The 24,927-nt window shown below is 66.7% G+C and carries 27 protein-coding genes and 1 tRNA gene; 12 read left to right on the top strand and 16 right to left on the bottom strand.

What is annotated here, in order from left to right:
* Positions 1-111: 111 nt before the first annotated feature.
* Positions 112-954, bottom strand: a complete 843-nt coding sequence (locus A9974_RS12070; protein ID WP_183004325.1) for an inner membrane protein YpjD — start codon at positions 952-954, stop codon at positions 112-114.
* 106 nt (positions 955-1,060) lie between these two features.
* On the opposite strand from A9974_RS12070, the gene ffh reads away from it, so the two are divergent.
* Complete coding sequence (gene ffh, locus A9974_RS12065; protein ID WP_183004324.1) at positions 1,061-2,467, top strand: signal recognition particle protein; 1,407 nt, start codon at positions 1,061-1,063, stop codon at positions 2,465-2,467.
* Positions 2,468-2,588: 121 nt separating this feature from the next.
* Here ffh and lysM read toward each other — a convergent pair whose 3' ends face one another.
* The 5 genes from lysM to trmB all read right to left on the bottom strand — a co-directional run bounded on the left by lysM (position 2,589) and on the right by trmB (position 5,592).
* Positions 2,589-3,035: a peptidoglycan-binding protein LysM gene (gene lysM / locus A9974_RS12060; RefSeq protein ID WP_025138165.1), complete on the bottom strand. Its 447-nt coding sequence runs from the start codon at positions 3,033-3,035 to the stop codon at positions 2,589-2,591.
* A gap of 46 nt (positions 3,036-3,081) precedes the next feature.
* The gene (locus A9974_RS12055) at positions 3,082-3,399 is read right to left on the bottom strand and encodes a hypothetical protein (protein WP_183004323.1); all 318 of its coding nucleotides are present in this window, start codon (positions 3,397-3,399) and stop codon (positions 3,082-3,084) included.
* 216 nt (positions 3,400-3,615) lie between these two features.
* Positions 3,616-3,816: a sulfur carrier protein ThiS gene (thiS, locus tag A9974_RS12050; RefSeq protein WP_183004322.1), complete on the bottom strand. Its 201-nt coding sequence runs from the start codon at positions 3,814-3,816 to the stop codon at positions 3,616-3,618.
* A 10-nt stretch (positions 3,817-3,826) separates the two neighbouring features.
* A complete protein-coding gene (gene pip / locus A9974_RS12045) occupies positions 3,827-4,768 on the bottom strand; it encodes a prolyl aminopeptidase (protein ID WP_183004321.1) in 942 nt (313 codons plus the stop codon).
* Positions 4,768-5,592, bottom strand: coding sequence for a tRNA (guanosine(46)-N7)-methyltransferase TrmB (gene trmB, locus A9974_RS12040; RefSeq protein ID WP_220805925.1), 825 nt, complete (start codon positions 5,590-5,592; stop codon positions 4,768-4,770). Before trmB ends, pip begins: the two co-directional genes overlap by 1 nt.
* A gap of 139 nt (positions 5,593-5,731) precedes the next feature.
* Between trmB and A9974_RS12035 the strand changes: the two genes are divergently transcribed.
* The 7 genes from A9974_RS12035 (at position 5,732) to A9974_RS12005 (ending at position 12,491) form a co-directional block, all read left to right on the top strand.
* Complete coding sequence (locus tag A9974_RS12035) at positions 5,732-6,628, top strand: LysR substrate-binding domain-containing protein (RefSeq protein ID WP_183004320.1); 897 nt, start codon at positions 5,732-5,734, stop codon at positions 6,626-6,628.
* A gap of 135 nt (positions 6,629-6,763) precedes the next feature.
* A complete protein-coding gene (locus A9974_RS12030) occupies positions 6,764-7,957 on the top strand; it encodes a CaiB/BaiF CoA-transferase family protein (protein ID WP_183004319.1) in 1,194 nt (397 codons plus the stop codon).
* Positions 7,954-8,901, top strand: a complete 948-nt coding sequence (locus tag A9974_RS12025; RefSeq protein WP_183004318.1) for a hydroxymethylglutaryl-CoA lyase — start codon at positions 7,954-7,956, stop codon at positions 8,899-8,901. Before A9974_RS12030 ends, A9974_RS12025 begins: the two co-directional genes overlap by 4 nt.
* A 47-nt stretch (positions 8,902-8,948) precedes the next feature.
* Positions 8,949-9,935: a tripartite tricarboxylate transporter substrate binding protein gene (locus A9974_RS12020; RefSeq protein WP_183004317.1), complete on the top strand. Its 987-nt coding sequence runs from the start codon at positions 8,949-8,951 to the stop codon at positions 9,933-9,935.
* A gap of 109 nt (positions 9,936-10,044) precedes the next feature.
* Positions 10,045-10,118: transfer RNA gene (locus A9974_RS12015), tRNA-Gly, on the top strand.
* Positions 10,119-10,297: 179 nt separating this feature from the next.
* Entirely contained in the window at positions 10,298-11,353 is a 1,056-nt protein-coding gene (locus tag A9974_RS12010) for a DUF72 domain-containing protein (RefSeq protein ID WP_183004316.1), read from the top strand.
* A 79-nt stretch (positions 11,354-11,432) separates the two neighbouring features.
* Entirely contained in the window at positions 11,433-12,491 is a 1,059-nt protein-coding gene (locus tag A9974_RS12005; protein ID WP_183004315.1) for an RNA methyltransferase, read from the top strand.
* Here the strand turns inward: A9974_RS12005 and A9974_RS29470 are convergent.
* From A9974_RS29470 to A9974_RS11990, 4 genes are all read right to left on the bottom strand, one after another.
* Complete coding sequence (locus A9974_RS29470; RefSeq protein WP_255468141.1) at positions 12,488-12,892, bottom strand: HipA domain-containing protein; 405 nt, start codon at positions 12,890-12,892, stop codon at positions 12,488-12,490. The two genes, A9974_RS12005 and A9974_RS29470, sit on opposite strands and share 4 nt — an antisense overlap.
* Positions 12,853-13,377 (bottom strand): HipA N-terminal domain-containing protein, encoded by a 525-nt coding sequence (locus A9974_RS29465; RefSeq protein ID WP_255468140.1) that lies wholly within the window; start codon positions 13,375-13,377, stop codon positions 12,853-12,855. Before A9974_RS29465 ends, A9974_RS29470 begins: the two co-directional genes overlap by 40 nt.
* Positions 13,377-13,703, bottom strand: a complete 327-nt coding sequence (locus A9974_RS11995) for a helix-turn-helix transcriptional regulator (protein WP_183004314.1) — start codon at positions 13,701-13,703, stop codon at positions 13,377-13,379. The genes A9974_RS29465 and A9974_RS11995 overlap by 1 nt, the downstream gene beginning before the upstream one ends.
* 194 nt (positions 13,704-13,897) lie before the next feature.
* Positions 13,898-14,671 (bottom strand): Crp/Fnr family transcriptional regulator, encoded by a 774-nt coding sequence (locus A9974_RS11990; protein WP_233175636.1) that lies wholly within the window; start codon positions 14,669-14,671, stop codon positions 13,898-13,900.
* Positions 14,672-14,810: 139 nt separating this feature from the next.
* On the opposite strand from A9974_RS11990, the gene A9974_RS11985 reads away from it, so the two are divergent.
* The 3 genes from A9974_RS11985 (at position 14,811) to A9974_RS11975 (ending at position 17,826) form a co-directional block, all read left to right on the top strand.
* Positions 14,811-16,034, top strand: coding sequence for an ABC transporter substrate-binding protein (locus tag A9974_RS11985; protein WP_370539621.1), 1,224 nt, complete (start codon positions 14,811-14,813; stop codon positions 16,032-16,034).
* Positions 16,035-16,065: 31 nt separating this feature from the next.
* Positions 16,066-16,980 (top strand): 3-keto-5-aminohexanoate cleavage protein, encoded by a 915-nt coding sequence (locus A9974_RS11980; protein WP_183004313.1) that lies wholly within the window; start codon positions 16,066-16,068, stop codon positions 16,978-16,980.
* A gap of 69 nt (positions 16,981-17,049) precedes the next feature.
* Positions 17,050-17,826 (top strand): SDR family oxidoreductase, encoded by a 777-nt coding sequence (locus A9974_RS11975; RefSeq protein ID WP_183004312.1) that lies wholly within the window; start codon positions 17,050-17,052, stop codon positions 17,824-17,826.
* A 37-nt stretch (positions 17,827-17,863) separates the two neighbouring features.
* Here the strand turns inward: A9974_RS11975 and A9974_RS11970 are convergent, their stop codons facing one another.
* The 5 genes from A9974_RS11970 to A9974_RS11950 form a co-directional block, all read right to left on the bottom strand.
* Positions 17,864-18,901, bottom strand: coding sequence for a fumarylacetoacetate hydrolase family protein (locus A9974_RS11970; protein WP_183004311.1), 1,038 nt, complete (start codon positions 18,899-18,901; stop codon positions 17,864-17,866).
* Positions 18,898-19,416 carry a VOC family protein gene (locus A9974_RS11965; protein ID WP_183004310.1) on the bottom strand — a complete coding sequence of 173 codons (519 nt, stop codon included), beginning with the start codon at positions 19,414-19,416 and terminating at the stop codon, positions 18,898-18,900. The genes A9974_RS11970 and A9974_RS11965 overlap by 4 nt, the downstream gene beginning before the upstream one ends.
* An 81-nt stretch (positions 19,417-19,497) precedes the next feature.
* Entirely contained in the window at positions 19,498-20,481 is a 984-nt protein-coding gene (locus A9974_RS11960) for a tripartite tricarboxylate transporter substrate binding protein (RefSeq protein WP_183004309.1), read from the bottom strand.
* Between the two features lie 46 nt (positions 20,482-20,527).
* Positions 20,528-20,728 (bottom strand): hypothetical protein, encoded by a 201-nt coding sequence (locus A9974_RS11955; protein ID WP_183004308.1) that lies wholly within the window; start codon positions 20,726-20,728, stop codon positions 20,528-20,530.
* Complete coding sequence (locus A9974_RS11950) at positions 20,725-22,428, bottom strand: FAD-dependent monooxygenase (RefSeq protein ID WP_183004307.1); 1,704 nt, start codon at positions 22,426-22,428, stop codon at positions 20,725-20,727. Before A9974_RS11950 ends, A9974_RS11955 begins: the two co-directional genes overlap by 4 nt.
* Positions 22,429-22,522: 94 nt before the next feature.
* Between A9974_RS11950 and A9974_RS11945 the strand changes: the two genes are divergently transcribed.
* Positions 22,523-23,350, top strand: a complete 828-nt coding sequence (locus A9974_RS11945; protein WP_183004306.1) for a LuxR C-terminal-related transcriptional regulator — start codon at positions 22,523-22,525, stop codon at positions 23,348-23,350.
* On the opposite strand, the gene A9974_RS11940 is transcribed toward A9974_RS11945, so the two are convergent.
* On the bottom strand, positions 23,331-24,893 hold the full coding sequence (locus A9974_RS11940) for a fumarate hydratase (RefSeq protein ID WP_183004305.1): 1,563 nt from the start codon (positions 24,891-24,893) through the stop codon (positions 23,331-23,333). The two genes, A9974_RS11945 and A9974_RS11940, sit on opposite strands and share 20 nt — an antisense overlap.
* Positions 24,894-24,927 lie beyond the last annotated feature (34 nt).

Genomic DNA, 24,927 nt, shown 5'->3' with positions numbered 1-24,927 from the left:
GGCTTGGCGCTGGGGGGCGGAGCCTGGCGGGCGGCGGCCATGCGGCCGGCGATGCGGGCCACGAATAGCACCAGGATGATGATGACGATCCAGAACAGCAACTTGCCCACGTCAGCCTCGATGCAGAATGACTTCCAGCACGAACCGGCTGCCGGTATAGGCCAGGATCAGGAACCCGAAGCCCGTCAGCGTCCAGCGCAGGGCCACGCGGCCGCGCCAGCCCCAGATATGGCGTCCGGCCAGCAGCACCCCGAAGGTCAGCCAGGACAGCAGGGTGAAGACGGTCTTGTGGTCAAACGGAAGAATCATGCCGGTCAGCTTCATGGACGCGACCGACCCGGACCCCACGGCCAGGGTCAGCACCACGAAACCGATCCAGATGATGCGGAACAGCAGCTGTTCCTGCACCAGCAGCGGCGGCTGGGAATCGAGCACCCGGCCGATGATGCTGCGCTCGGCGGGGGCGTCCAGGGGGCGGTGCAGGTGGCGGTCCAGCAGCGCCATCATCATGGCGTGCAGGGCGGCGATGGTGATCAGGCCGTAGGCCGCCAGGGCGATCAGCAGGTGGACGCGCAGCCAGGGGTTGTCGGCGTGGGGCACGAACTGCCCCTGGGGAAACAGGGCGGCCAGGCCGCTGGCCAGGGTGGCGGCGGGCAGCAGCAGCAATTGCAGGCCGTCGATGCGCACCAGCAGGCTTTCCAGCCAGAAAACCACCATGCCCAGCCAGATGGCGGCGGACAGGGCCAGTGCCCACCCTATGAACAGGTGCGGGGTCGCCAGCATGGATTGTTGCAGCCCGATTCCATGCAGAACCAGGGCCCCCAGCAGGCACAAGCGGGCGATTTTTCCCGTGTGCTCGACGTCCCCGGCGCCGGCCAGGCGGACCCAAAGGGATCCTCCCAGCACTGCGTACGCCAAGGCAGCCGCTGTGTGAAATACAATGCCTAGTGACATAGAAACCGTTGTCTGGATGGGGCCTTGGGGTGCATACCACCGGAAAGCGCAGAATCCGCGCCTGCGGCCACCGTTCAATCAGCTAGTTTAAGCGGAAACGCCTCTCATGCTCGATAACCTAACTCAACGCCTTTCGCGCGTCGTCAAGACGCTGCGCGGCGAAGCCCGCCTGACCGAGGCCAACACCCAAGAGATGCTGCGCGAAGTGCGCATGGCGCTGCTTGAGGCCGACGTGGCGCTGCCCGTGGTGCGCGAATTCGTCGCCCGGGTCAAGGAAAAGGCGCTGGGCGAAGAAGTCGCCGGCAGCCTCAGCCCCGGCCAGGCCCTGGTGGGCGTGGTCCACAAGGAACTGACCGCCCTGATGGGCGGCGACCTGGGCGCCGATTCCGGCGAACTGTCGTTGGCCGTGCAGCCGCCGGCGGTCATTCTCATGGCCGGCCTGCAGGGCGCGGGTAAAACCACCACCACCGGCAAGCTGGCCCGCTGGCTGTCCGAAGGCCAGCATACCCAGCATGGCCGCAAGACCGGCAAGAAAAAGGTCCTGGTGGTGTCCGCCGACGTCTATCGTCCGGCCGCCATTGACCAGCTCAAGAGCGTGGCCGCGCAGGTCGGCGTCGACTTCCTGCCGTCCGATCCCAGCCAGAAGCCCGAAGACATCGCCCGCAACGCGGTCGACCACGCCCGCCGCCACCATTACGACGTCCTGATCCTGGATACGGCTGGCCGCCTGGGCATCGACGAAGCCATGATGCGCGAAATCCGCGCGCTGCATGACCTGGTCAAGCCGGTTGAAACGCTGTTCGTGGTGGACGCCATGCAGGGCCAGGATGCGGTCAACACCGCCCGCGCCTTCGCCGAGGCCCTGCCGCTGACCGGCGTGGTGCTGACCAAGCTGGATGGCGATGCCCGCGGCGGCGCGGCCCTGTCGGTGCGCCACGTCACCGGCAAGCCGCTCAAGTTCGTCGGCGTCTCGGAAAAGCTCGACGGGCTCGAACCTTTCTACCCCGAGCGCATGGCGCAACGCGTGCTGGGCATGGGCGACATCGTCTCCCTGGTCGAGCAGGCGCAAAAGAACATCGACATCGCCGAAGCGCAAAAGCTGGCGGCCAAGATCAAGTCGGGCAACAAGTTCGACTTGAACGACTTCCGCGACCAGCTCGGCCAGGTGAAGAAACTGGGCGACATGGGCTCGCTGCTTGAAAAGCTGCCGGCCCAGTTCCAGCAGGCCGCGGGCCAGCTGCAGGGCGGCCAGGCGGAAAAGCAGCTGCGCCGCACCGAAGGCATCCTCAATTCCATGACCGCGGCCGAACGCGCCAAGCCCGAACTCATCAAGGCCTCGCGCAAGCGCCGCATCGCTGCGGGTTCGGGCGTGCCGGTGCAAGAGGTCAACCGCCTGCTGGCGCAGTTCGAGCAGATGCAGGGCATGATGAAGCAGATGAAAAAGGGCGGCATGGCCAAGATGATGCGCGCCATGGGCGGCATGAAGGGCATGGGCCGCTTCATGAAGGGCTGATGGCTCCAAAAAAATGGCCAGACGTTGCGTCTGGCCAAGTGATCGCGGCAGGCAGGGGGTTCTGCGCCGCGATGCACAAGCCGGCCACTGCAAAGGCGCAGCCGGCTTGTTCGCGTCTTGCTTACGACAGGGGCGGAATGCGCAGCACCTGGCCCGGGTAGATCTTGTCGGGGCTGGTCAGCATCGGCTTGTTGGCCTCGAAGATCAGGGTGTTCTTGGCGCCCTGGCCCTTGCCATACTGCGCTTCGGCGATCTTCCACAGGTTGTCGCCCTTTTGCACCGTGTACATCTTGGCCTCGGGGGCGGCCTGCTTGACCTTCAGCTGGTTGTCCACCGCGGCCACGCCGACGGTGTTGCCCAGCGCCAGCGAGATCTTCTCGGCGGCCTCGGTGCTGGCGGCTTCGCCCGCCACCGTGACCTTGTCGCCGTCCACGGTGATCTGCAGGCCGTCGGCGTTCAGGCCGTGCTTATCCAGTTCTTTCTTCAGTTCATCCGCCGTTGCCGCCTTGGCTTCGCTCGCGCCAAAGAGCTTTTCGCCGACGTCCTTGATGAAATTGAGCAGACCCATAGTGTTTCCTTTATCTATGTTGCGGTGAGAGAACGAGAAAGTGCGGTCAGGGCGCGCGGCCCGCGACCATCTTGCGTATGGCGCCAGCGATAAGCGTCAGCACCGCGCCGCCCACGCCGCCGCCGACCACGCTGCTGGCAATGGCGGAAAGATCCATTCCGCCGTTGCCTGCCGCCATGGCGCCGGCCCCGGCGGTGATCATCGGGGCCAGCCAGGACCCGCCTGCCAGGCCGCCGATCGCACCGGCGATCGTGTTGCCCAGGGGACCCAGGTTGAACTGCTGGAGCAGCTTGCCCAGGCCATTGCCCCCGGCGGCGCCGGCGACAAGCTGGATGATGAGGTTAATGATGACCGCGGTGTTCATGATGCCTCCTGTGCCCCGTGGGGCAATGTGCAACGCTAGAACAACAACACGACAACCGTACGACGACAACGCCAGCAACGTCGATTATGGCCCCACCCGTCGCCACCAGACGAGGGGTTAACGTGTAACAGGTTGCTAGCCCCCTGTCAGAGTACGCAAAAAAAGGGCTGCATTGCTGCAGCCCTTTGCATGGATCCGTCTCGCGGCCTGGGACGATCAGCCCCCGCCCACCGCGACCACGATCTCGATCTGGTCGCCGTCGGTCAGCGCGGTCTGGACATGCTGGCTTTTGGGCACAATCTCGCCATTGCGCTCCACGGCGACGCGCTTGCCGGCGTAGCCCAGGGTTTCGAGCAGCTCGTTCACCGTGGTGTCCAGCGGGAACTCGCGGGCGTCGCCGTTCAGGGTGATGTGCATGGAAGTCTCCTTAGCGTTTTGCGTAGGCGTCGGTGGTCGCGATCAGGCGCGCCAGCGTGCCGGGTTCGTCAAAAGCGTGGCCGGCGTCGGGCACGATATGGAAGTCGGCCTCGGGCCAGGCGCGGTGCAGGTCCCAGGCGGTGCGCATCGGCGTGCAGGTGTCGTAGCGGCCTTGCACGATGGTGCCGGGGATGCCGCGCAGCTTGTGCGCGTCGCGGATCAGCTGGCCTTCTTCCATGAAACCCGCGTTCACGAAATAGTGGTTCTCGATGCGCGCGAAGGCCAGCGCCGCGCGGTCGGCGGCGTGGCTTTGCTGGTGGCGCGGGCTGGGCAGCAGCGTGATCGTGCTGTCTTCCCATTTGCTCCAGGCCTTGGCCGCGCGCAGTTGTTCGGCGGGGTCCGAGCCGGTCAAGCGCTTGTGATACGCCGCCACCAGGTCGCCGCGTTCGGCTTCGGGAATCGGCGCCAGATACGCTTCCCAGTGGTCGGGGAACAGCCACGACGCGCCTTCCTGGTAGAACCAGTCGATCTCGGCGCGGCGCAGCGCGAAGATGCCGCGCAGCACCAGTTCGCTGACGTGGTCCGGATGCGTTTCGGCGTAGGCCAGCGACAGCGTCGAGCCCCACGAGCCGCCGAACACCAGCCACTTGTCGGCGCCCATGACCTCGGCGCGCAGGCGTTCGATGTCGGCGACCAGGTGCCAGGTGGTGTTGTTGTCCAGGCTGGCGTGCGGCGTCGACCGGCCGCAACCGCGCTGGTCGAACAGCAGCACGTTGTAGCGCTGCGGATCGAACAGCTGGCGATGCACCGGCGAGCAGCCGCTGCCCGGGCCGCCATGCAGGAACACCGCCGGTTTGCCTTGCGGATTGCCGCAGAGCTCCCAGTAGACCTGGTGGCCGTCGCCGGTATCCAGGAAGCCGTGGCGGTAGGGTTCAATCGACGGATAGAGCATCAGGCGACTCGCTTGAAGATCAGGTCCCAGACGCCATGGCCCAGGCGCAGGCCGCGCGTCTCGAATTTGGTCAGAGGGCGGTAATCCGGGCGTGGCGCATAGCCGTCCGCGGTGTTTTTCAGCAGGGGCTCGTTGCCCAGCACTTCCAGCATCTGCACCGCGTATTCTTCCCAGTCCGTGGCGCAGTGGATGTAGCCGCCGGGGGCGATACGGCTGGCCAGCAGCGCGATGAACGGCGGCTGGACCAGGCGGCGCTTGTGGTGGCGCTTCTTGGGCCACGGGTCGGGGAAGTAGATGTGCACGCCGGCGAGCGAGTCCGGCGCGATCATGTCGCGCACGACCTCGACGGCATCGTGCTGGATGATGCGCAGGTTCGGGATGCTGGAGTCTTCGATGCGGCGCAGCAGCGAGCCGACGCCGGCGTTGAACACTTCGACGCCCAGGAAATTGTCGCCCGGGCGGGCCAGCGCGATCTTCTCGGTGGTTTCGCCCATGCCGAAGCCGATCTCCAGCACCGTCGGCGCCTCGCGGCCGAAAGCGGCGGCCGGGTCCAGGCGGCGCGGCGCGTAGGGGATGGACCACTGGCCCATCAGGCGCTCAAGCGCGGCCAGCTGGCCTTGGGTGATGTGGCCGCGGCGGTGCACGAAACTGCGGATGTGCGTGGCGCCCGGGCTGTTCGGCGCATGCGGGGTACTGGCCAGCGCGGCTTGCGTTTCCTGGGAAATGGGCGTGGCAGCGGCGTCGCCGGCGGGTGTTGCGGGGGTGTTCACTGGCGTGGTCGCGGAGTTGTTCGCGGGGGTGTCCGCGGGGTTATTCGTAGTCATGGGGGGAATTGTAGTGGCAGCCCAGGCCAGCCGCCCCTGCCAGGGGGGATTAAAATAGGGACATATTTGTCCCGGCCCCGCCCGGCTATAGTTCCCAGCCCGGCTTTCCATCGGGCGCGCACCGCCCCGGTTTCTTGTCATGAACGTTGCCCGCATCGACCTCGTCACGCTCTCCCTGTTTGTTGCCGTGGCGCGCCAGGGCAGCATCTCGGCGGGCGCGCGCCAGTCGCATCTGGCGGTGGGGGCGGCCAGCAAGCGGATTTCAGACCTGGAAGCCGCCCTGGGCACCGCGCTGCTGTATCGCAACGCCGCCGGGGTGGAGCTGACCGACGCCGGGCAGGCCTGTCTGGTCCACGCGCTGCGCGTGCTGCAGGAGGTGGAGCAGATGGCGGGCGCCTTGTCGGATTTTGCCCAGGGCGTGCGCGGGCAGGTGCGCATCGCCGCCAATACCTCGTCGCTGACGCAGTTCCTGCCCGAGGACCTGGCCGCGTTCATGGATGACCATCCGGCCGTGCGGATCGACCTGGAAGAGCAGAACAGCAGCGACATCGTTACCGCCGTGCTGGAGAACCGCGCCGATATCGGCGTCTTCGCCGACCGGACCCCGGCCGACGGCTTGTCGACCTTTCCCTACCGGCTGGATGAACTGGTGCTGATCGTGCCGCAGCGCCATCCGCTGGCCGCCGAGCCGCAGGTAGCGTTCGCGGACACGCTGGCCTACGACTACGTTGGCTTGCCGCCGGCCACGTCGCTGGCGACCCGCCTGGCCGACGAGAGCGGCCGCCTGGGCCGGGCCATGCGCCTGCGCATCCAGGTGCGCAGTTTCGATGCCATCTGCCGCATGGTGTCGGCCACCCGCGGCGTGGGCATCCTGCCGCGCATCGCGGCCGAGCCGCACGCGCGTTCCATGCCGATCAAGCTGATCCCGCTGACCGACGAATGGGCGCGCCGCTGGCTGCTGCTGGGCGTGCGCGATGCCGACACCCTGACCGTGGCCGCGCGCCTGTTGCTGGCGCATCTGCGCGGCGACACCTGAAGCGTTTGCCGCTCTCGGGTTTGCCCGGGGTTTCTCGTTCCGGGAATGCCCCTTTCCCCGATTGTCCATTCCGCCCGGCGCGACTTTGCGCGCACACTGCCGTCCATTGATATCGAGTGTCGCCAGGGAGGCGAAATGGCAGGGCAGATTCTTGCCGGCATCCGCGTGCTGGAGCTGGGTCAACTGATCGCAGGACCGTTCGCGGCCAAGACGCTGGCGGATTTTGGCGCGCAGGTCATCAAGATCGAGCCGCCCGGGCAGGGCGATCCGCTGCGCAAATGGCGCCTGCTGCATGAGGGCACGTCCGTCTGGTGGGAAGCGCAGTCGCGTAACAAGCAGTCGGTATGCGTGGACCTGCGCCAGGCGGAAGGCCAGGACATCGTGCGCCTGTTGGCCCGCCAGGCCGACGTGCTGATCGAGAACTTCCGCGCCGGCACCCTGGAAAAATGGGGTTTGTCGTGGGAAGCCCTGCATGAACTGAACCCGCGCCTGATCATGCTGCGCGTCTCGGGCTATGGCCAGACCGGCCCCAAGGCGCGCGAGCCAGGCTTTGCCGCCATCGGCGAGGCCATGGCCGGGCTGCGCTACCTGAACGGCGAGCCGGGCCGCGCGCCGGTGCGCGCCGGCCTGTCGCTGGGCGACACCATCGCCGGCCTGCATGGCGCGCTGGGCGTGATGATGGCGCTGTACCAGCGCGATGCGCGGGGCGGCGTGGGCCAGGTGATCGACGCGGCGCTGTATGAAAGCCTGTTCAACCTCAGCGAAAGCCTGCTGCCGGAATATTCCGTGTTCGGCGCCGTGCGTGAACCCGCCGGCGCCGCGCTGCCCGGCATCGCGCCGTCCAACGCCTATCCCTGCCAGGATGGTTACGTGCTCATCGCCGGCAACGGCGACGCCATCTACACCCGCCTGATGGCCCGCATCGGCCGCGACGACCTGGGCCGGGACCCGGACCTGGCGCACAACGACGGCCGCGCCCGGCGCGTCGCCGAGATCGACGCCGCCATCGGGGCGTGGACGCTTGCCCGCCGCATCGACGACGTATTGGCCGCGATGCGCGACGCCGACGTGCCCGCCGGCCGCATCTATTCGGTCGCGGATATCGCCGCCGACCCGCATTACCGCGCCCGCAACGCCATCACCACCGTCGAATCCGCCGCCGGCGTGCCGGTGGAAATGCCGGCCGTGTTTCCCTACCTGTCGGCCAACCCCGGCGCGGTGCGCGAGCGCGCGCCCACCCTGGGCGAGCACACCGACGCCGTGCTGGCGCAGGCGGGCCTGTCGGACGAACAACGCAGCGCGCTGCGCGCCAAGGGAGTGATTGCATGAACGCCGGCCCCGCCAAGATCGAGATCAACGAAGTCGGCCCGCGCGACGGCCTGCAGATCGAACAGGCCCTGGTTGCCACCGACGACAAGGTCGCCCTGGTGGACGCCTTGTCCGACTGCGGTTTTGCACGTATCGAAGTCACCAGCTTCACCTCGCCCAAGGCTATCCCCGCGCTGGCCGACGCGGCGGACGTCATGCGCCGCATCCGCCGCCGTCCCGGCGTGATCTACACCGCGCTGGTGCCCAACATCCGTGGCCTGGAGCGCGCGCTGGAAGCGGGCACCGACGAGATGAACCTGGTCATGTCGTGCAGCGAAACGCATAACCGCGCCAACCTGCGCATGACGCGCGACCAGTCCTTTGCCGAACTGTCGCAGGTGCTGGCCGCGGCCGGCCGCAGCGGCATGCCGTGCAACGTGTCCCTGTCCACCGCCTTCGGCTGTCCGTTCGACGGCGACGTCGCGGCGGAACAGGTGCTGGACCTGGCCGCACGCCTGGTCGAGGCGGGCGCGGCCGGCATCACGCTGTGCGACACCACGGGCATGGCGTTTCCGACGCAAGTGGCCGCTTTGTGCGAACAGGCGTCGGCCCGCTTGCCCGGCGTGCCGCTGACCGTGCATCTGCACAATACCCGCGGCATGGCGCTGGCCAATGCGATCGCCGCCTGGCAGACCGGCATCACCCGTTTTGACGCGGCGGTTGGCGGCCTGGGCGGGTGTCCCTATGCGCCGGGCGCCAGCGGCAACGTCAACACCGAAGAGTTGGTGCACATGTTCGTCTGCATGGGCGTGGAGTCCGGCGTGTCGCTGGCGCCCTTGCTGGCCATCGTGCGCGGCTTGCCCGCGCTGGTACAGCGCGACCTGTCCAATGCCTTGCTGCAAGCGGGGCCGCGCCTGGCGACCCATGCGGCGCCCGCGTGGCTGGCCGAGAAATTTCCGCAGTAGTACCGATGTCGTTTTGACCACACTATAAAAACCAAGGAGACACACCCATGGCATTTCCCTGCCTGCCCACCATCCTGCGCGCCGGTATCGCCGCCGCGCTGACCGTTGCCGCCGGCGCCGCCAGCGCCCAAACCGACTTTCCCAACCGACCCGTCACGCTGATCGTGTCCGCCGCGCCCGGCGGCACCACCGACATCGCCGCCCGCCTGATCGCCCAGCCGTTGGGCGCCGCGCTGGGCCAAAGCGTCGTCGTCGAAAATAAGCCGGGCGCCTCCGGCGGCATCGCCGCGCAGGCCGTCGCCCGCGCCAAGCCCGACGGCTATACGCTGCTGCTGCAATACTCCGGCTTCCAGGTCATCACGCCCCATGTCACGCCCGCCGCCGGCTGGGATCCCATCAAGGACTTTGCGCCTGTTGCCAACGTGCTGTCTGCGCCGCAGGTGGTCGTGGTGCGCCCCGACCTGCCCATCCACTCGCTCAAGGAACTGGTGGCTTATGCCAAGGCCAATCCGGGCAAGTTGAACTATGCGTCGTCCGGCAATGGCTCGCTGCAACAGGTGGCCACAGAACTGCTGAACCAGATGGCCGGCACGCAGATCGCGCACATTCCGTACAAGGGCACCGGTCCCGCGCTGAACGACCTCTTGGGCGGCGCCGTGGACATGACGATCACCACGCCACCGCCGCTGCTGGGGCAGATCGCCGCCGGCAAGCTGCGCGCGCTGGCCGTAACCGGCAACACCCGCCTGTCGTCCCTGCCGAACGTGCCCACCGCCGCCGAGGCCGGCTATCCCGACCTGATCGTGTCGTCGTGGTTCGCCATGTACGCGCCCAAAGACACGCCCGCGCCGGTCGTGGACAAGATCGCCGGCGAAATCCAGAAGATCATGAAGACCGACGCCTTCCGCCAGAAAGCCGCCGAGCAGGGCGCCGAGGCCATCTTCATGGGGCCGAAGGAACTGGGCGCCTACACCCAGTCGGAACTGGACCGCTGGGGCAAGGTCGTCAAGGCCGCCAACATCACGGCCAACTAAGCTCGGCTGACGGCGAACCCGGGGGGCGGCAAGCCTCCTCCCGGCGCAGAAAAAGGCGCGCTATAATTCCGGCCTCTGTCCAGGTTTGATACCCGGGCACGACACCCGAGCGGGTGTAGTTCAATGGTAGAACGGCAGCTTCCCAAGCTTCATACGAGGGTTCGATTCCCTTCACCCGCTCCAGCTTTCCCCTCATCGCCTTCTCCACCGTCCTTCTGCTGGGCCGCGCGATCGCCAAATTGCATTGGCAAATCTCCCAATGATGGTTCTTTGACGGCGTCCCGCTGTTCATCCGTTGCGGCCGTGTGCGCTCGTTATTTTGCAAGTACCCTATAGCCCATCCCCGCGTCAGAACGACCAGCATGCAAGACGATCTTTTCGGAGATGCGCTACCCGTGCCGCCGGCCAACGCCTCGCAGCACGTCGCGTCTCCTGCCAATCCCGACCTTTCCGCCCTCCGGAGCATGGCCAGAGTGCTTCCTGCGCCGGCAGCGCAGGAATGGCGCGCGCTCGCGCAGCAGTTGCCCGCAGCGTTGCGCTTTGGCGTCTCCACCTGGTCATACCCCGGCTGGGAAGGGCTGGTCTGGGACGGCGAATACGATTCGAGCACGCTGTCCCGGCACGGCCTCGGCGCTTACCATCGGCATCCGCTTTTGCGCACGGTTTGCGTGGACCGCACGTTCTGGCAACCGTTGACGGCGAGCCAGTATGCCGGCTATGCGGGGCAGGTCGACGACGATTTCCGTTTCGTCGTCAAATGTCCCTCCAGCATTACCGATGCCCAGGTGCGTGGCGAAGAAGGCAGGACGCGCGAGGCCAACCCGGTTTTCCTCGACCCGTCGCTGGCTGTCCAGGATTTCGTGCGGCCGGCGCTCGAAGGCCTGGGCGCCAAGCTCGGCGTCCTGGTGTTCCAGCTGAGTCCGCTGCCTCTGGGCTGGCTGAGCCGCTCGGCATCGCTGTTCGAGAAACTGGGGCGCATGCTGGCGGCGGTCCGGGATGCATTGTCCACGCAGGATGGCGTGATCGTGGCGGTGGAAGTGCGGGACCCGGAACTGCTGGGCCAGGCGATGGTCGATACGCTCAAGGCGCATGGGGCCACTTTCTGCCTGGGGCTGCATGGCAAGATGCCACCGATCGAAGCGCAACTGCCGATGCTGCGCGCGCTATGGCCGGGGCCGCTGGTCTGCCGCTGGAACCTGAACCGCGTTTTCGGCCCCTATGGTTATGCCGCCGCGCAGAAGAAGCATGATCCGTTCAATGCCATTCTCAGTGAGGATATCCCCACCCGCACGGTGTTGGCGCGCACCATCCGTGGCATTACGGGCGCGGGCCAGCCAGCCTATGTGACGGTCAGCAACGACGCCGAGGGCTGCGCGCCGCTATCCATCCAGCAACTGGCCCGGGCCATCGCGGGGTAGGCGGGGCTTCGCCCGGCAGGCCATGCGGGGCCGCGAGCCTGCCGAGCGTCCGTACCGGGCACGGTAAAATCCGCTCCCCATGCGCTACTCCGATTTCCACCAACGTCTCGCCGCCCTAGGCGCCCAGCCGGCTCATCGCGGCCGGGTCATGCGCGCCTGGCTGACCGGGCAGGCGTTCGACAGCGACACATGGCGGCGGCGCTTCGACAACTATCTGCCCTTGGCGCTGCGCCTGGCGCTGCCCGCGCTGGCGGCCGAGCTTGACGGGCTGGCCCGCGTCCGTTCCGAGCATGCGGGCAACGATGGTTCGCGCCTGCTGGTCGATCTGGCCGACGGCCAGATGGTGGAAAGCGTGCTGCTGCCGCGCGACGGGCTCTGTGTGTCCACCCAGGTCGGTTGCGCGGTGGGCTGTCGGTTCTGCATGACCGGCAAGAGCGGCCTGATCCGCCAGGTCTCCAGCATGGAAATCCTGGCGCAATTTGTGCTGGCGCGGCGCCAGCGCGCGGTGAAGAAAGTCGTCTTCATGGGCATGGGCGAACCTGCGCACAACCTGGACAATGTGTTGCAAGCCATCGACCTGCTCGGCACGGAAGGCAACATCGGCCACAAGAACCTGGTGTTCTCCACCGTTGGCGACCGGCGCGTGTTCGACGCTTTGCCGAGGCAACGCGTCAAGCCCGCGCTGGCGCTGTCGCTGCATACGACCAAGGCTGAACTGCGCCGGCATCTCTTGCCGCGCGCGCCGCAGATGACGCCGGCAGAACTGGTCGATCTGGGCGAAGCCTATGCCCGCGATACCGGTTACCCGGTGCAGTACCAGTGGACGCTGCTCAAGGGCATCAATGACGGCGACGACGAACTCGACGAGATCCCGCGCCTGCTCAAGGGCAAGTTCGGCGTGCTCAATGTGATTCCGTTCAACAGCCTGGAAGGCGACGACTACCAGCGTCCCGATACCGAGCGCATCCGCGAGATCGTCCGCATCCTGCATCGCCGCGGCGTGCTGACCAAGATCAGGAACAGCGCCGGGCAGGATGTCGAGGGCGGCTGCGGGCAGTTGCGTGCGCGGGCGGTGGGGGCGGAGCAGGTGGTTGCGTTGCGGCGCCGGGTGCGTGGCGTAAGCGTGGACGCTGCCTAACGGCCGAGCAGCGCGGCTGTGGTTTCCATCTGCGGATGTTCGAACGCGGCAGCGAAGTCATCCAGCTCGTTTGCGCGCAGTCCGACCTCCTTGCCCAGGGCGGTTTTCCGCCAGTTCTTGACGGCAGTGTGCACCTCGGCCAGCACCGCCAGCGCCTGTGTCTTGTCCAGTGAAAAGTAGGCTGCGCGGGCGAGCAGCATCTGCACATCCGTGATTGGCCCATCCTGCTCGGACAGCCATGTCTTGGACTCGCGTTCCTTGTCCGGAAATGGGTTGACGTCAAAGGCGGGCGCAAGGCGCCACTGTCCATGCGCTATGTGCAGGAAGCCGTGATTCTGAAGGTGATCGTCCACATTGGTGATCAACAGGTTGAACACCAGGCGGCGCCAGAGTTCATGCAGATCCCGGGTGGGGGAGTGGCCATGCGAGCGGATGGCATCCGCGATTTCCGTGTAACTGCTGGTGCTGTCCGATGCCAGACGCCATCGGGACCGCGCAGACGCAGCGCGCCGACGCGGCTGAAATCATCGACGGCAAGCAGATAGTCCAACTCGGTAAGCGCTGGCAGTTTTGGATCCTTGCGGCGTCGCTTGGCATGGTCTCGGGCGATGACGCGCCGCCCCCAGGCGTCGGGGACAGTATCTGCCAAAGCGCCATGAAACACGGAGTCAAGGGGCGAGGCCGCCTTGTGGGGCTGGTGGCCGTGCACCAACTGCAGGTCGGCCGATACGTTGAACCGTGCAGGGTTGGCCAGCCACGTTTCGTCATAGGCAAAGGCACAGTTCTCGCGCCTGCCTTGCTGGACGTATACGAGCGAGCCCAGCGGCAGGCCAGCCGTGCCGATACAAAGTTGGACGTGTTGACGGATCGGTGCAATGGCCGCCATCACAATGCTCCCGACGAGCCGCCGGACTTGCTACGCACGCGCTTGGGCAGGTGCTCGTCCATCAGTGTGAGTCCAATCTCGTCGTTTGGCGTGTCCAGCAGGTGTTCAAGCGCGTGGATCTCGCCGAAGACATGCAGGGCGCGGGCGTAGAAGTGGATGGGCACGCGGGCGTCACCTTTTTCCATGCGGCGCACCGTGGATAGGGATGCGCCCATGCGTTCGGCCAACGAAGCTTGGGAGATGTGGCGCCGTCTGCGTGCGAGCGAAATGTCACCGCCGAGTTTCTGGATGGCGCGCTCGACTGGCAATGGGAGAGGAGATTCCATTTAAATGCTCCATAGGGGCGTTTAAAGGCATTTTACGGCTCCCTACGGAATGATTATATAGATCGAATACGTGCATGTGGAATATTTGCGTCCTGGCGGGCCGCCCGACAATCGAGCTGATGGCTTCGATCTGTTCGGTAAGGCCGAAGACGACCGGGATGCGCTTGCGGCCGGCGTCAGTCCTTCAGCGCATCCTAGCCCGAAGTGCCTCGGCTGGCAGCGGGCTTTCGACTGATTTTTGCGAACCGATACAACCCCTCCATATCCAGCACCGTCAGCCCGCCATAGTGCGTTCGCAGCACCCCTTCGCGCGCGAGCATGGTCAAGGTGGCATTGCACCGTTGCCTGGATACCCCGCACAACGCGGCGATCTCTTCCTGCGATATCTTCAGGCGCCCATCAAACCCGGAATGCTGCTCGGCATCGCACTGCGCGGCCACGGCGCGCGCGACGGTGGTGTCCACGTCCAGCAGCACGTTGCCCGTATAGCTGGCCATCAGCCAGTTCACCCGTTGCGCCAGGTGCATCATCAAGGCCTTGGTGAACTCGATATTGTGGTTCCACAGGCGCTCGCACGTGTCGCGCGGCAGGATCACGATCTGGCTGGGGCGCAGGGCGACGACTTCGTATTCGAATTGTTCGCGGCGGATCATGGTGGCTTCGCCGAACCAGCTGCCGGTGCTGAAGCCCGCCAGTGACAGGGACCGGCCATCGGGGCCGCGGGACGACCATTTCACCAGGCCGGTCACCACGCCATACCAGCCGGGTGAACGCGAGCCTGAACGGAACAGGTATTCGCCGCCGGCGAGCGAGACGGTGCGCAGTTCGGATCGGACCACGCTGCGTTCCAGCGCCGGCAGACCCATGTACCAGGGCACGACGTCCAGCATGGCGTCCACCGGGCAGCCGGCGGGCCGGCGCCTGGCGCCTGACGGTTCGTTGGCGTTGCCGGCCGGCGATCCGCGCATATTCACTCCCCTTTTTTCGCGGCGATACCGCTCAGGTAAACCCTAGGGCGCTCTGTCACCATGATGACTGTTCGCATTGGGGACCCACCGCAGAATACAAGAGGCCCCCAGAGCCCAAAAACCATAAAAGGAGATAACTATGTTGTCAATGCAACGCCTGGTTTCCGGTGGAACCATCGCCTGCGCCGCCGCGGTCTCGCTCCTGGCCGCGCCCAGCGCGCAAGCCCAGTATTCGGACGATGTGATCCGCATCGGCTTCATTACGGACTTGTCCGGCGTGTATTCCGGCCCGGACGGCCCCGGCGGGGTGGAGGCCATCAAGATGGCCATCCAGGAGCTGGGCGGCGAGATCAACGGCAAGAAGATCGAACTGCTGGTGGCCGACCACCAGAACAAGGCGGACGTGGCGTCGGCCAAGGCGCGCGAGTGGTTCGACCAGAAGGGCCTGGACATGCTGATCGGCGGCACCAATTCGAGCACCGCGCTGGCGATGTCGAAGGTGGCTGCGGACAAGAAAAAGCCGATCATCGTGGTGGGCGCCGGCGCACCGGCGCTGACCAATGAGCAGTGCACGCCCTATACGCTGAACTACGCCTACGACACCGTGGCTTTGGCGCGCGGCACGGGCGCGGCGGTGGTGAAGGCGGGCGGCAAAAGCTGGTACTTCCTGACGGCGGACTATGCTTTTGGCCATGCGCTGCAGGCCGATACGACGAAGGTGGTCGAGGCCGGCGGCGGCAAAGTGCTGGGGGCGGTCAGGCATCCGCTGTCGGCGGCGGATTTCTCGTCGTTCCTGTTGCAGGCGCAAAGCAGCAAGGCCGAGATCCTGGCGCTGGCAAATGCCGGCGCGGACGCGACCAATGCGATCAAGGCGGCCAACGAGTTCGGCCTGACCAAGACCATGCGGCTGGCCGGACTGATCATGTTCATCAATGACGTCCATGCGTTGGGCCTGCCCGCGACGCAAGGCATGTATCTGACGGACAGCTGGTACTGGAATGCGTCGGAACAGACGCGCGCCTGGAGCAAAAAATTCTTCGAGGCGCGCAAGGCGATGCCGTCGTCGTTGCAGGCAGCCGATTATTCGGCGGCGCTGCAGTATCTGCGGGCGGTCAAGGCGACCGGCACGGACGACGCGGACCGCGTGCTGGCCTATCTGCGCGAGAACAAGCTGAACGATATGTACATCAAGGACGGCGTGGTGCGTCCGGATGGCCGCGTGGTGCACGACATGGTCCTGCTGCAGGTGAAGACGCCGGAACAGTCCAAGGAACCCTGGGATTATTTCGACGTGGTGCAGACCATCGACGGCAACGAGGCCTTCACCAAGAAGGCGGAAACCCGCTGCGAACTGTGGAAATGAGCGGACAGTCGCCAACCCTGAGAGAATCTTCATGGCCAAACGCAAAGTCATCGTGACCATCGCCCCGACCGGGGGCATGGCATTCAAAAGCCAGAATCCGCATCTGCCGACGCAACCCGCCGAGATCGCCGACGACGTCTATCGCTGCTACAACGCCGGCGCCAGCGTGGTGGCGCTGCATGCGCGCCGCCCCGACGACCAGGCAACCTGCGATGCTGGCATCTACCTGGACATGAACCAGCGTATTCGCGACCGCTGCGACATCGTGCTGAACAATTCGACCGGCGGCGGCGTGCATGGCGACATGGTGCGCGAAAGCTATCCGGGCATGTGGGAAATCATCTGGGAAGAACGGCTGAAAGGCATGGATGCCGGCGCCGAGATGTGCACGCTGGATGCGACGACGCTGAACCTGGCGTTCGGCGAGCGTGAATATCTGATGAATACGCCGCTGACCAAAGCGCGCGAGCTGGCGGTTGGCATGAAGGCGCGTGGCATCAAGCCCGAGTGGGAGGTGTTCAGCCCGACGCACATCCTGCAGGATGCGACGACGCTGATCAACGAAGGCCTGGATGAAGGCCCGCCGTTCGTGAACCTGGTGATGAACGTACACCGGAATTTCCAGAACGCGATGCCGTTCTCGCCGCGCTATCTGCAGATGATGGTCGACATGCTGCCCAAGAACGCCGTGTTCTGCGTGAGCGGCATCGGGCCGTCGCAGCTCGAGGCCAATATCAGTGCCCTGTTGCTGGGCGGGCACGCGCGGGTGGGGCTGGAAGACAACCTGTATTACCGTCACGGCGAGCTGGCCACCAATGTCCAGCTGGTCGAGCGTATCGTGCGCATCATCCGGGAAATGGACATGGAGCCCGCGACCCCGGCGCAAGCGCGCGAGATCATGGGCCTGTCGCAACGCAGCGGCGTGCGGCCGAAGTTTGCCTGCTGATCTTGCGGCAACGTTGGACCGGCGCGATGTCCTGTCGCGCCGGTATTTGTTCATCTACCGGCATACATCATGAGTGAATCCTTGAAAGGCAAACGGGTCCTGATCACGGCGGGCGCGCAGGGCATCGGCCTGGCGATTGCGAAGAAATTCCTGGCGGCGGGCGGGCAGGTGCATATCTGCGACGTGAACGAGCCCGCCGTGCGGGAAGCGGCGGCGCTGTCGCCGCGTTTGAGCGCCAGCGTGACGGACGTGTCCAGCGAAGCCGAGGTGCTGGCAATGTTTGCCGACCTGTCCAGGCGTTGGGGAAAACTGGATGCGCTGGTGAATAACGCGGGCGTGTCCGGCCCGACGAGCCGTCTGGAAGACACGACGCTGGACGCTTGGGAAAAGACGCTGGACGTGAACCTGACGGGCACGTTCCTATGCTCGCGCAGCGCCGTGCCCTTGCTGCGCGAAGCGGGCGGCGGCGCCATCATCAATATCTCGTCGGTGGCGGGCCGCCTGGGCTTTTCGCTGCGCTCGCCCTATAGCGCCAGCAAGTTCGGCCTGGCCGGCCTGACGCAGACCTGGGCGATGGAGTTGGGCCCGGACAACATCCGCGTCAATTCGGTGCTGCCGGGCGTGGTGTCCGGTGACCGGGTCGAACGCATCATCGCCGCCCGCGCCGAAGCCGGCGGGGTCAGCAATGACGAGATGCGCATGCAGCTGGTGGAAAAGGTATCGCTGCGCCGCATGACCCAGCCGGAGGATGTGGCCAATCAGGTGGCGTTTCTGTGCTCGGATGAAGGGGCGATGGTCAGCGGCCAGAGCATTTCGGTGTGCGGCAATGTGGAGTATCTGGGGTGACGGGGCTGAACCGTATTCCGCGGCAACCCCGGTTCCGTCAGCGCTTCAGGGTGCCGGGTAACGAATTCTTCGAGATATCCACCTGCTGGTCGATCGCCCCGAACGGCATCGCACCGTCCGGTTCCCGCGCATAGATCCGCACCCGGTCGCCATGACGCAAGTACGGCGGCAGCTCGTCTTCGGGCTTGCCGTCAAGCTGGGCGCGTACCCGGGCTTCGGTGACGCAGGCGCTGCCCGAGGCTGGATCGGCGTTGCTGATCGTGCCCGCGCCGACGATGCTGCCGGCCACCAGGCTGCGTGTGTGGGCCAGGTGTTCGATGATCTGCGCAAAGTTGAACACCACTTCGCTGCTGGCATTGGGCTCGCCAAAACGTTCGCCGTTGATGTCGATGCGCACGGGCAGGTCCAGCATGTTGTCTCGCCAGGCGCGGCCCAGCGCCGCCGGAGTGACGGCGACGGGGGCGAAACTGGTGGCGGGCTTGCTTTGATAGAAGCCGAAGCCCTTGGCGAGTTCCGATGGGATCAGGCCGCGCAACGAGACGTCGTTCAACAGCACGACCAGGGCGATGAGATCCGCGGCCTGGGCGGCGGTCGTGCCCTGCGGGACGTCCTTGGTGATGACGGCGATCTCGGCTTCCAGGTCGATCAGATGGCGTTCGTCGGTGGCGATGATAGGGTCTTGCGGGCCAAGCATGATGTCGGACCCGCCCTGGTAGACCAGCGGCTCGTCTTCGTAGCGCGGCGGAATCGGCTCCTGGCGCCACTGGTAGATCAGGCGGGCGTGGTTTCGGTAGACGGACGCGTCGGCCCATTGGTAGGCGCGCGGCAGGGGCGCCATGCACTGCCCGGCGTCCAGCAAGGGGGCGGCGGCCCAGCCGTCGCTGCCCAGGGCCTGGCGTTGGCGTTCAAGTTGCGGCGCCAGCGTGTCCCAGTCGTCCAGCAGGGCTTGCAGCGTCGGGGCGTGGGTCCCGGCGGGCAGCCAGCGGTCGCCGGACGGGCTGACCAGCATCAGTGCGCCGTCGCGGGTGCCGTTCTTGCGGGTGGCCAGGCGCAGTTGCGGGGCGGGAAGCGTCATGGGTTCACCTTTTCAGTGGTCCAGCGGTCAAGCTGGCCGCGCGCGTCCTGGGCGAAGCCCGCGACGACCTCGGGGGCCGCGATTTCGACGGTCAGCTCCAGGCGCAAGCCGTTGGGGTCGAAGAAATAGATCGATTCGATGAAGCCATCGTGGTCGGTGATGCCGACGACTTCGACGTGATGGGCTTGCAGGCGGGCCTTCATGGCGTGCAGGTCTTCACGGCTGTCCAGACGCAGGGCGATGTGGTTGACCCACGCCGGCGTGTTGGGGGAAGGCTGCGCGGCGATGCCGTCGCCGAGGTCGAAGAAGGCGATGCAGGAGCCATCGCGCATGCGGAAGAAGATATGCACGTAGGGGCAGTGTTCGCCGGTGCTGGGCACGGTCTCGCTTTTGATGACGTGGACCAGCGGCAGGCCCAGCAGGTCTTCATAGAAGCGGCGCGTCTCTTCGGCGTCGCGGCAGCGCCAGGCGAAATGGTGCAGACCCTGGACGGGGCGGGCGGGGGAGGGGTTCATGGCGATCCTCGAGTCGGTGGTCTGGGTCCGGACGGGGCGCCAGCTGGCGGCCGCCCGGACAGGAAGGCTGTGGCGGGGCAATCAGTCCAGCGAGATGTTGTTGTCGCGGATGACTTGCCCCCAGCGTTGGGATTCCGAGCGCGCCAGGCGCTTGAAGGCGTCGGGGGTGCCCGGCAGCGGCTCGAAGCCGAAGTCGGTGAACCGGGCAAGCACGGCGGGATCGGCCAGGGCCTGGTTCAGCGCGCTGTTGAGCTTGTCGACGATAAGCGTGGGCAGCCGGGCGGGGCCGAGCAGGCCCTGGAAGGCAAAGACCTCGACGTCGGCCACGCCCAGTTCGGTCAGCGTGGGCACGTCGGGCAGCAAGGGCGAACGGGCAGCCGAGCCGATGGCCAGCGGCCGCACCTTGCCGGACTTGATGATCTGCAGGCCGGACGCCAGGTCCAGGAACATGACGGGCACCTGGCCGCCCATGACATCTTGCATGGCCGGCGCGGCGCCGCGGTAGGGCACATGGGTGAGAGTGGTACCGGTCTTGCTTTGGAACAGCGCCATGGCCAGGTGATGCGGCGAGCCATTGCCGACGGAGGCGTAGTCGATCTCGCCGGGATGGGCGCGCACGTAGGCCAGGAATTGGGTGAAGTCCTGGGCAGGAAACGTCGGGCTGGCCACCAGCACGAGCGGGAATTTGCCGATGGCGCCGATGTAAGTGAAGTCGCTGGCCGGGCTGTAGGGCAGCTTCTTGAACAGGTGTTCATTGAAGGCCAGCACGCCGTTGTCGGCGGACAGCAGGGTGTAGCCGTCGGGCTTGGCATGCGCGACTTGTTCGGCGCCGATGTTGGTGGCGGCGCCGGGGCGGTTGTCGATGATGATGCGCTGGCCCAGGCCGGGGCGGATGCTTTCGGCCAGCGTGCGTGCCAATGTGTCGGTGCCGCCGCCGGCGGGGTACGGCACGACCCACTTGATGAGCTGGTCGGGGTAGGCGGCCTGGGCTTGCGCGGGCGCTGCGGCGGTCCATTGCGCGGTGGCGATAGCCAGGGCCGCGGCGAGGAAGGTTCTTCGATTCAAGGTTGTCTCCGTTGTTTTGCGGGGCAGGCGTCGTGGCCTGCCTTGGTCACCCCGCCGATAGCGACGGCACGGGCAGGTCCCGCAGCGCCTGCTCGATGGCGTCCAGGCAGCGTTGTTCGTCTTGCACCTGCTCGAACAGCAGCAGCGCCAGACGGGCCAGGAACAGGGATTCGCATTCGCGCCCCGCGCTGGCGATGGCGTTGCTGCAGTGGGCGTAGAGGCGGTCTTGGACGGCGGCGTCGATCATTGCTGGGCTCCTTGTGCGCCGCAGGCGTGCTCCAGGGCGGTCAGTACGTCGGACAGGGCCGGCGCATGCCAGCCGGCGCAGAGATGGCCGTCGGGGCGGACCAGCAAGGCAGCGCCGGCCAGGGCCGCTGGCGGCAGCCCGAGGGCATGGGACAGGTCGGCGCCGGGCGGCAGCGCCACGGCGCGGCAGGGCAGGCGTGGCCAATCCGGCGCGTGGGTACTTGTTTGCAGCGCGTCGGCCGGCGCCCAGGGGCCGAACGTCAGCAAGGTGAAGCCGTGCACGGCCAGCAGGTCGGTCAGGTGGCGGCCGTCGGGCAATCGGGCGTCGGTCAGGGGCGCGCCGGGCGCGGCGGGATGGGGCTTGTTTGCCTCGGCGGGCGGCGGATCGGGTACTCGATACTGCCCGGATGACAGTGGCGATCCTGTATAGGTGATGGCGTGCGTCTGGCGGGGATTGATCAGGCGCGCAATGCCGGGATGGCGCTCGGCCAGGGACAGGCAGGCCTCGCGCATGAGTTCGAAGCCGCGATTGGGCGGCGACATGAATTCGGTGCTGCGCATGGCGCTTTCGGCGTTGACGTGAAAGGCATGCACGCGTTCGTGGCTGTAGCTGTCCAGCAGAGCGTCGGCGCCCTTGCCTTGCACCACGGCCGCAAGCTTCCAGACCAGGTTGTCGGCGTCGTCGAAGCCGGAGTTCAGTCCGCGCACGCCGAAGATCGGCATGGCATGCGCGGCATTGCCGGCAAAGAGGATGCGGCCGTGGCGGTAGGCGTCCAGCGTCATGGCGCCGGCGCGATAAACCGAAGTCCAGACCGGCGTCCAGGGCAGGTGGCCTTCGCCGATGGCGTCCAGGTGCGTCTGCACGAAGCGGTTGATCTGGTCGGGCTGCATGGCGTGGGCGGCGTCGACGCTGCCGGCCAGCTGGTAGTCGACGCGCCACAGGTTGTCGGGTTGACGGTGCATCAGAATGGTGGTGCCGCGCGCCCAGGGCGGGTCGAACCAGGCGCGGCGTTCGGCGGGGTGGCCGCTGGCCAGTTCGATGTCGACGATGGCGTAGCGGCCCTGGTAGCCGGTGCCTTTCAGTTCCAGGCCCAGGCTGGAGCGGATGAAACTCTGGCCGCCATCGCAGGCGACCAGCCAATCGGCGCTTGCCTGGTAGCGGCCCAGCGCGTTGGCGACGTGCACGGTGACGCCGTCCGGCGCAGGGGCGCAGTGGACGATCTTGCTGGCCCAGCGGATGTCGACCCGGCCCGGATGCCGTTGATTGACGGCGTTGATGGCGTCGAGCAGGAATTGTTCGATGTAGTACTGCTGCAGGTTGATCATCGGCGGATACTTGTCATCCGCGCGGGAGGGCATGTCGAACGCCAGCACTTCAGTGGTGCCGTAGTAGCTGCGGCCGCGGGTCCAGGGCAGGCCCTTGGCCAGGAACGCGGGCGCCACGCCCAGGCGGTCCAGTATTTCCAGGCTGCGGCGCGAGATACAGGCCGCGCGGCTGCCTTCACAGACGGAGTCGTCGGCTTCGATGATGACGCTGTCGATGCCCTGGCGGGCCAGGCCCAGCGCCACCGCCAGGCCGACGGGACCGCCGCCGGCGATCAGCACGCGGTGGTGGCGGGGTTCAGTGCCGTTTGCGTCCAGGCCAGGCAGCGACGGCGCAAAGCGTTGGTATTGAAAGGGGCCGATTCGCTCGAGCGGCATGCGCGGTTCCTGTTTTTCTGGGTTGTCTCTGGGTATATTCTGGCCGCATGAAACTGATAAATTGTCCTAATTTATTAGGACAGGAATACCCGTTATGAAATTGCTGCCCGTGCCGCAGGGACCGCCCGCTGCCGCCTTCGCGGTGGCACAGGCATTGATGGACGCGATCGGCGCCGACGATTTCGCCGCCCAGGTGCTGCGCGCGCTGGGCGGTCTGCTTCCGGCCAGCCACTGCACGGTGTTCGCCTTGCGCAGCAGCGGCCGGGTACAGGCCGTGTCCAGCGCCAGCGCCATCGGCGAGGTCGCCACGATCACCGCGGTGGAGTACATGCGCCTGGGTTTCGACCGCAAGGACTCGAACATGGTGTGGCTGTCGCGGCGCAAGCCGGGCAAGGCGACGCAGCTGTGGATCGGCCATCAACTGGCCGAGGACGTGCCGGACGAGCACTACCGCCGTGTCTGCTATGGCGATCCGGGCATCCGCGAACGGCTGTCGTTGCTGGCGGTGTTCGCCGATGGCTACCGGGTATCGGTCAGCCTTTACCGCAATCTGGCCTATCCAGACTTCGAACCGCAAGACTTCGAACGCGTGGCGCAGCACGCATCGCTGATCGCGACGGCGGTCATGCGCCATGTGCAGGTGACGCGGCGCTCGCCCGCCGATCATCCGCCGCAGGCCAAGCTCATGGCGCAGCTGTCGGGCCGCGAACGCCAGATCATCACGCACATGCTGGAAGGGCTGACGACCGAGGAAGCGGCCCAGGAAATGGGTGTGGCCGTCACGACGGCGTTGACCTACCGCTACCGCGCCTTCCAGCATCTGGGCGTGCGCAGCCACCGCGAACTGCTGGCGTTGATCGGCGCGGGCGCGCCCCGGGCGGCGGCGCTGCGGGTGGCGGCGGTCAGGCCCCGGAAAGCCTGATCTCGCGCAGGCCGGTCCATGCGGCGTGGCCGGCGTCGCGGCGCCATTGCGCCGGGCCCGACACATGCAGGTTGCCGCCGCCGGCATCCACCGCCACGGTGACGGGCATGTCCACGACGTCGAACTCATAGATGGCTTCCATGCCCAGGTCTTCGAACGCGACGACGCGGGCATGGCGGATCGCCTTGGACACCAGATAGGCCGCGCCGCCGACGGCGATCAAGTAGGCCGCGCGGTGCCGCTGGATCGCGGCGACGGCCGCCGGGCCGCGCTCGGCCTTGCCGATCATGGCGATCAGGCCGGTTTGGGCCAGCATCATGTCCGTGTAGCCGTCCATCCGCGTCGAGGTGGTGGGGCCAGCCGGGCCGACGGCTTCGTCCCGCACGGCGTCCACCGGACCCACGTAGTAGATGACGCGGCCGCGGAAGTCAGCCGGCAGCGGCTGGCCTTGCGCCAGCCGCTCGCGGATGCGCTGGTGGGCGGCGTCGCGTCCGGTCAATATGCGGCCGGTCAGCAGTAAAGTGTCGCCCGCAAGCCAGGCGGCCACGTCTTCGCGGGTCAGCGTGTCCAGGTTGACGCGCCGGCCGGCGTCGCGGGCAAGCGCAACGCCCAGGTCGGGCCAGAGATCGATTGGCGGCGGGTCCAGGTGCACGGGGCCGCTGCCGTCCAGCACGATGCGCGCATGGCGGGTGGCGGCGCAGTTGGGGATCAGCGCCACGGGCTTGGCGGCGGCGTGGGTGGGGTAGGTATTGATCTTCACGTCCAGTACGGTCGTCAGGCCGCCCAGGCCCTGCGCGCCGATGCCCAGGGCGTTGATGCGGTCGTGCAGTTCCAGGCGTAGGGCGTCTTCGGGGGCCAGCGTGTCGCCGCGCGCGGCGCGGTCCTGCAACGCGTGCATGTCCAGCGGCTGCATCAGGCTTTCCTTGGCGAGCAGCACGGCCTTTTCGGCGGTGCCGCCCACGCCGATGCCCAGCATGCCCGGTGGACACCAGCCCGCGCCCATGGCGGGCACTTGCGCCAGTACCCAGTCCACCACGCTGTCGCCGGGGTTCAGCATGGCGAGCCGGGCCTTGTTCTCCGAACCGCCGCCCTTGGCCGCGACGATGACTTCCAACTGCGCGCCGGGCACGATCCGCACATTGATGACCGCCGGCGTGTTGTCGCGGGTGTTGACGCGGCCGAACAGCGGGTCCGCCACGACGGACGCGCGCAACGGGTTGTCCGGGTCCAGGTAGGCGCGCCGCACGCCGGCATTGACGGCATCTTCCAGGTTGCCGGTGAAGCCCGACCAGCGCAGGTCCATGCCGACCTTCAGGAAGACGTTGACGATGCCAGTGTCCTGGCAGATGGGACGCCGGCCAATGGCGGCCAGCCGCGAGCTGGCCAGGATCTGGGCCATGGCGTCGCGGGCGGCGGGGCTGGCTTCGCGCTGGTAGGCGGCGGCCAGGTGCGCGATGTAGTCGGGGCTGTGATAGCAGCTGATGTACTGCAGCGCGCTGGCGACGGAGTCGATCAGGTCTTGCTGGTGGATGCAGGCGGGCATGGCGTGGCGTATCGTTGCGTGGAGGAACGGGCCG

This window comes from Achromobacter sp. UMC71, from assembly GCF_014170305.1.
Lineage (GTDB): Bacteria > Pseudomonadota > Gammaproteobacteria > Burkholderiales > Burkholderiaceae_B > Achromobacter.
Note: the sequence above shows the minus strand (reverse complement) of the source record. Positions and strands in the feature narration are given on the sequence as shown.

Coding starts and splice junctions, on each gene's coding strand:
- A9974_RS12070 (WP_183004325.1), bottom strand. CDS start 954: ATGTCACTAGGCATTGTATTTCACACAGCGGCTGCCTTGGCGTACGCA.
- ffh (WP_183004324.1), top strand. CDS start 1,061: ATGCTCGATAACCTAACTCAACGCCTTTCGCGCGTCGTCAAGACGCTG.
- lysM (WP_025138165.1), bottom strand. CDS start 3,035: ATGGGTCTGCTCAATTTCATCAAGGACGTCGGCGAAAAGCTCTTTGGC.
- A9974_RS12055 (WP_183004323.1), bottom strand. CDS start 3,399: ATGAACACCGCGGTCATCATTAACCTCATCATCCAGCTTGTCGCCGGC.
- thiS (WP_183004322.1), bottom strand. CDS start 3,816: ATGCACATCACCCTGAACGGCGACGCCCGCGAGTTCCCGCTGGACACC.
- pip (WP_183004321.1), bottom strand. CDS start 4,768: ATGCTCTATCCGTCGATTGAACCCTACCGCCACGGCTTCCTGGATACC.
- trmB (WP_220805925.1), bottom strand. CDS start 5,592: ATGACTACGAATAACCCCGCGGACACCCCCGCGAACAACTCCGCGACC.
- A9974_RS12035 (WP_183004320.1), top strand. CDS start 5,732: ATGAACGTTGCCCGCATCGACCTCGTCACGCTCTCCCTGTTTGTTGCC.
- A9974_RS12030 (WP_183004319.1), top strand. CDS start 6,764: ATGGCAGGGCAGATTCTTGCCGGCATCCGCGTGCTGGAGCTGGGTCAA.
- A9974_RS12025 (WP_183004318.1), top strand. CDS start 7,954: ATGAACGCCGGCCCCGCCAAGATCGAGATCAACGAAGTCGGCCCGCGC.
- A9974_RS12020 (WP_183004317.1), top strand. CDS start 8,949: ATGGCATTTCCCTGCCTGCCCACCATCCTGCGCGCCGGTATCGCCGCC.
- A9974_RS12010 (WP_183004316.1), top strand. CDS start 10,298: ATGCAAGACGATCTTTTCGGAGATGCGCTACCCGTGCCGCCGGCCAAC.
- A9974_RS12005 (WP_183004315.1), top strand. CDS start 11,433: ATGCGCTACTCCGATTTCCACCAACGTCTCGCCGCCCTAGGCGCCCAG.
- A9974_RS29465 (WP_255468140.1), bottom strand. CDS start 13,377: ATGGCGGCCATTGCACCGATCCGTCAACACGTCCAACTTTGTATCGGC.
- A9974_RS11995 (WP_183004314.1), bottom strand. CDS start 13,703: ATGGAATCTCCTCTCCCATTGCCAGTCGAGCGCGCCATCCAGAAACTC.
- A9974_RS11990 (WP_233175636.1), bottom strand. CDS start 14,671: ATGCGCGGATCGCCGGCCGGCAACGCCAACGAACCGTCAGGCGCCAGG.
- A9974_RS11985 (WP_370539621.1), top strand. CDS start 14,811: ATGTTGTCAATGCAACGCCTGGTTTCCGGTGGAACCATCGCCTGCGCC.
- A9974_RS11980 (WP_183004313.1), top strand. CDS start 16,066: ATGGCCAAACGCAAAGTCATCGTGACCATCGCCCCGACCGGGGGCATG.
- A9974_RS11975 (WP_183004312.1), top strand. CDS start 17,050: ATGAGTGAATCCTTGAAAGGCAAACGGGTCCTGATCACGGCGGGCGCG.
- A9974_RS11970 (WP_183004311.1), bottom strand. CDS start 18,901: ATGACGCTTCCCGCCCCGCAACTGCGCCTGGCCACCCGCAAGAACGGC.
- A9974_RS11965 (WP_183004310.1), bottom strand. CDS start 19,416: ATGAACCCCTCCCCCGCCCGCCCCGTCCAGGGTCTGCACCATTTCGCC.
- A9974_RS11955 (WP_183004308.1), bottom strand. CDS start 20,728: ATGATCGACGCCGCCGTCCAAGACCGCCTCTACGCCCACTGCAGCAAC.
- A9974_RS11950 (WP_183004307.1), bottom strand. CDS start 22,428: ATGCCGCTCGAGCGAATCGGCCCCTTTCAATACCAACGCTTTGCGCCG.
- A9974_RS11945 (WP_183004306.1), top strand. CDS start 22,523: ATGAAATTGCTGCCCGTGCCGCAGGGACCGCCCGCTGCCGCCTTCGCG.
- A9974_RS11940 (WP_183004305.1), bottom strand. CDS start 24,893: ATGCCCGCCTGCATCCACCAGCAAGACCTGATCGACTCCGTCGCCAGC.